The organism is Buttiauxella sp. S19-1 (assembly GCF_022134725.1).
Classification (GTDB): Bacteria; Pseudomonadota; Gammaproteobacteria; order Enterobacterales; family Enterobacteriaceae; genus Buttiauxella; species Buttiauxella ferragutiae.
Window position 1 is genome coordinate 1 of the sequence record NZ_JAHWLU010000198.1, and the last position, 4,621, is coordinate 4,621.

Here is a 4,621-nt window from a genome sequence, read left to right on the forward strand (position 1 = left end):
GAACCACCGTAGGTTTTAGCCAGAACGGTAGTGATTGCTGCAGTCAGAGTGGTTTTACCATGGTCAACGTGGCCGATAGTACCGACGTTGACGTGCGGTTTTGTACGTTCAAATTTTTCTTTAGACATCGATTGTCCCTCTAAGACACGGATAAATCGGTGATATCACCACATCAACCAGGCGAAAGCCTGAATTTGTTGAATTCATTAACAGAAGAGAAACAGGAAGGATAAAGGAGGTGGTGCTGATAGGCAGATTCGAACTGCCGACCTCACCCTTACCAAGGGTGCGCTCTACCAACTGAGCTATATCAGCACATCTGGAGCGGGCAGTGGGAATCGAACCCACATCATCAGCTTGGAAGGCTGAGGTAATAGCCATTATACGATGCCCGCATCTCTGGAACTCGGCTACCTGCTTGAATTCTGTTTTAACTAAGGAGAGGCTCCTTAGTATTCGAGTCGACTAGTTGGATCTCGTCGCCTCGGGCTACGCATAGCGTTGCCTGAAAATGGTGGTGGGGGAAGGATTCGAACCTTCGAAGTCGATGACGGCAGATTTACAGTCTGCTCCCTTTGGCCGCTCGGGAACCCCACCAAGCACTTGATGGTGCCGACTACCGGAATCGAACTGGTGACCTACTGATTACAAGTCAGTTGCTCTACCTACTGAGCTAAGTCGGCATCAAGTAGCGCGCATTCTAGGAACACCGGCTCCATGATGCAACAAAAAAATTAAAGAAAATGCACTACCGCTTATATTTTGCGCGATAGCTCGTAAAACTGGTGGATTAATCATCATTACAGAGTGATTTTTGTACGCGGGATACGGAGGTGATGTATTCAAACTGCCTTTTTTCACGCTTTAATGCATCTTCGTCATGCATTCCTTTCTTTTCGATGTGCTCTTTTATGTAAATTTCGTGTCCGGTGTCTGGAAACAATGGATATACCCACTACGCGGCGTTTGGAACACTACTTGTTTGAGTGAGGCATGAGTTTGATATGCCCACCAAAGAGAAGGAATGAAGATACCGCTGTTTGGGGTGTTGCCTGACTATACCGGTTCGTCATACGGCTTTTATCTTCCCGCCGTCATCTATTACAAATAGCTTATACGCCGTTAATCAATTTGCGCAGCGCATAGCAAGTTGAAGTCACACCACAACGTGATGCTTTCCTCTGAAAGCATCATCACTTTGTTTTTTTCTTATTATTCTCACTCATCTGGTGTTACCCTCCTGCCCATTGTGAAAAGTAATATACGTTGCACGCCTTTGATTTCCTGAGATGAGTATCCTTTTCTCAGTCCGCGTACTACGTTCATTTTTGTCCTGAATTACAGGCAGAAGCATGCTTATGAGTAATAAAGAGCAAATGTTGACGACTCCTTATATGCAGTTCAACCGCAACCAATGGGCAGCCTTGCGCGACTCAGTACCGATGACCTTGACTGAAGGTGAGATCGCTCAGTTGAAGGGTATCAATGAGGACCTCTCTTTAGAGGAAGTTGCAGAAATTTACCTGCCTCTTTCACGGCTATTGAATTTTTATATCAGTTCAAACCTACGCCGACAGGCAGTGTTAGAGCAATTTCTCGGCACTAATGGGCAACGTATTCCCTACGTCATTAGTATCGCCGGAAGCGTTGCGGTCGGGAAAAGTACAACCGCTCGCGTGCTGCAAGCTCTGCTGAGTCGCTGGCCTGAGCATCGTCGTGTGGAATTGATTACCACTGATGGTTTTCTGCATCCGAATAAAGTGTTGAAAGAACGCAATCTGATGAAGAAAAAAGGATTCCCACAATCCTACGATATGCACCGTTTGGTGAAGTTCGTTTCTGATATTAAATCAGGGGCACCGAATGTGACTGCACCAGTCTATTCTCACCTTATTTATGATGTTATTCCTGATGGTGATAAAACAGTTGCTCAGCCTGATATTTTAATCCTTGAAGGATTAAATGTTTTGCAAAGCGGCATGGATTACCCACACGATCCACATCATGTATTTGTATCAGACTTTGTCGATTTTTCGATTTATGTCGATGCGCCAGAAGATCTGCTACAAGATTGGTATATCACGCGATTCCTGAAGTTCCGTGAAGGTGCATTTACCGACCCTGACTCTTATTTCCACAGCTATGCGAAGCTCTCAGAGGATGAAGCTGTTAATGTCGCATTACAGCTATGGAAAGAGATTAACTGGCGGAACCTAAAAGAAAATATACTACCAACTCGTGAGCGTGCCAGCCTGATCATGACGAAAAGCTCAAATCACGAAGTTGAGTGCGTACGGCTAAGGAAATAAAAAAGCGGGGGGATAAAATCCCCCGTGCGAATTAGCTAACGCCACGCAGTGATATTTCTCCACCCACCCAAGGTTTAACGACTCCGTCCTGCTCTAATAACAATCCACCTTGCTCGTTAATCCCTCTTGAAATACCGTGTATTTCTCTATCCCCAATTATTAACTTCACCTGGCGATGAATAAAGTTATCCAGTGGCTCCCAACGCGGCAGGAAAGGTACTAAACCTTCATCTTCAAATAACTGTAATGCTTTTCGCAATTCTTTTATGATTCTAATAGCTAACGCATTACGATCTATATTAATTCCGGCTTCCTGAAGATTAATCCAGCTTTGATTAATCACATCCGTCGCTACATTACGCATTGCAAGATTAATACCTGCCCCAATAACAATCTGCGCGGCATCTCCAGTTTTACCAGTCAATTCAACCAGAATACCAGCAAGTTTACGATCGTTGAGATATAGGTCATTTGGCCACTTAACTCTGACATCTTCAGCACCTAGTTCACGTAGTACCTCGGCCATAACAATCCCAATGACAAGACTTAAGCCAACAGCTGCCGCAGGACCTTGCTCGAGTCGCCAGTACATGGACAGGTAAAGATTAGCACCGAAGGGTGAAAACCACTGACGTCCTCGACGACCTCGACCTGCCTGCTGATATTCAGCAATACAGGCATCCCCCGAGTGAAGTGTTTCAAGTCGGTCGAGTAAAAACTGATTGGTGGAGTCAATGACAGGGAGAACCGTAACTGAGCCTGTATCAATCTGCAATTTTATAAGTTCTTCATCAAGCAACTGAATGGGATCGGGTAGGCTATACCCTTTTCCAGGCACGGTAAAAACATCAACACCCCAATCTCTTAAAGTTTGGATGTGTTTATTTATGGCCGCCCGACTCATACCAAGCTGCTCACCTAACTGCTCACCAGAGTGAAACTCGCCATCTGCAAGAATACTAATTAGTGTCAGAGGAATTTTATTATCTTTCATGCAATGGTCTCCACAGCGCTAACTTCGCCACACGTACCTATGAAGCGAACTTCGGGTTCCAACCATACTTTAAATTTATCCCCGACACACTGGCGAACGTGATGAGCCAGACCCACAACATCCAGGCTGGAAGCGCCGTTTTCATTTATTAATACCAGAGCTTGCTGTTGATGCACTGTTGCACCACCAACCTTGTAACCCTTCAACTGGCACTGATCGATTAACCAGCCTGCCGCCAGTTTTATTGACCCATCGGGCTGAGGGTAATGTGGAATGGCGGCGAAAGTAGCAATAAGCACAGATGCCTGTTCGGCAGTAATGACTGGATTCTTGAAAAAGCTTCCCGCATTTCCGTTAACACGCGGATCCGGAAGTTTTGTCATACGCATATGGCAAACTGCATTAAACACTTCCTGCGGCGTGACATTTGCAGCGTCAAGCCGGGTTAAATCACCATAACTTAATACTGGCTGCCATAATTTTGGCAAACGTAATCCCACAGCAATAATTGCATAGTGATTCTGATATTCATGCTTAAAAATACTGTCGCGATAGCCAAACTGGCACTGTGAATTATCCAGGCGATGCATCTCACCGCTGAGCAAATCGACACAATCAACGTAATGACAGACGCTTTTGAGCTCTACACCATAGGCACCGATATTTTGAATAGGTGAAGATCCGGCACATCCTGGAATTAAAGCCAGGTTTTCAAGCCCTGGCATTCCTTGCTGTAAGGTATATTCAACCAGATGATGCCAGTTTTCCCCCGCGCCAACATGTAAATACCAGGCATCTTGCTCTTCTGTAACTTGAATGCCTGAAATTCGGTTAACAATTACGGTACCGGAGTAATCCTCAAGAAAGAGAACGTTACTTCCCTCACCCAAGATCAAAACGGGCATATTTGCTGCCACTGTCTCACTCCAGGCGTCTTTTAATTGCTGTACTGTTTCAGCAATGACAATACGTGAAGCGTTAGCCTGAATACCAAATGTATTGAAAGGTTTAAGAGAAGTGCTCATGTTGGGTATCTTTCCTGAGTTTAAACCCAGTTAGTTTACCTTATATGCCAGGGGTTCGCTTGCGTGACAGGGGTTATACCGGGAGGTTGATAAATTACTCATATCATCCTGGTACTCCCCTCCGGGACCACCGCCAGCGGTGTTCAACATTGTTCACGACTATTTTATTGCAGACAGCAAAAAGCCCTGTACGTCAGTACAGGGCTTTTTGCTTAATTGGAGCCTGGCAGTTCCCTACTCTCGCATGGGGAGACCCCACACTACCATCGGCGCTACGGCGTTTCACTTCTGAG

The 4,621-nt window shown here is 45.5% G+C and carries 4 protein-coding genes and 4 tRNA genes; 1 reads left to right on the plus strand and 7 read right to left on the minus strand.

The features are described from left to right. The 5 genes from MES37_RS23535 to MES37_RS23555 form a co-directional block, all read right to left on the minus strand. The coding region (locus tag MES37_RS23535) for a GTP-binding protein (RefSeq protein ID WP_016197641.1) at window positions 1–128 on the minus strand (128 nt) is incomplete at its 3' end. A gap of 111 nt (window positions 129–239) precedes the next feature. After that, window positions 240–315: transfer RNA gene (locus MES37_RS23540), tRNA-Thr, on the minus strand. Between the two features lie 5 nt (window positions 316–320). Further along, window positions 321–395 (minus strand) — tRNA-Gly (locus MES37_RS23545). A gap of 117 nt (window positions 396–512) precedes the next feature. Then, window positions 513–597, minus strand: a tRNA-Tyr gene (locus MES37_RS23550). 10 nt (window positions 598–607) lie between these two features. After that, window positions 608–683 (minus strand) — tRNA-Thr (locus tag MES37_RS23555). 675 nt (window positions 684–1,358) lie between these two features. Between MES37_RS23555 and coaA the strand changes: the two genes are divergently transcribed. Then, entirely contained in the window at window positions 1,359–2,309 is a 951-nt protein-coding gene (gene coaA, locus MES37_RS23560) for a type I pantothenate kinase (RefSeq protein ID WP_064541419.1), read from the plus strand. 31 nt (window positions 2,310–2,340) lie between these two features. Here the strand turns inward: coaA and birA are convergent, their stop codons facing one another. Further along, window positions 2,341–3,303 carry a bifunctional biotin--[acetyl-CoA-carboxylase] ligase/biotin operon repressor BirA gene (gene birA, locus MES37_RS23565; protein ID WP_064541415.1) on the minus strand — a complete coding sequence of 321 codons (963 nt, stop codon included), beginning with the start codon at window positions 3,301–3,303 and terminating at the stop codon, window positions 2,341–2,343. Then, a complete protein-coding gene (gene murB / locus MES37_RS23570; protein WP_064541417.1) occupies window positions 3,300–4,328 on the minus strand; it encodes a UDP-N-acetylmuramate dehydrogenase in 1,029 nt (342 codons plus the stop codon). Before murB ends, birA begins: the two co-directional genes overlap by 4 nt. Window positions 4,329–4,621: the final 293 nt, after the last annotated feature.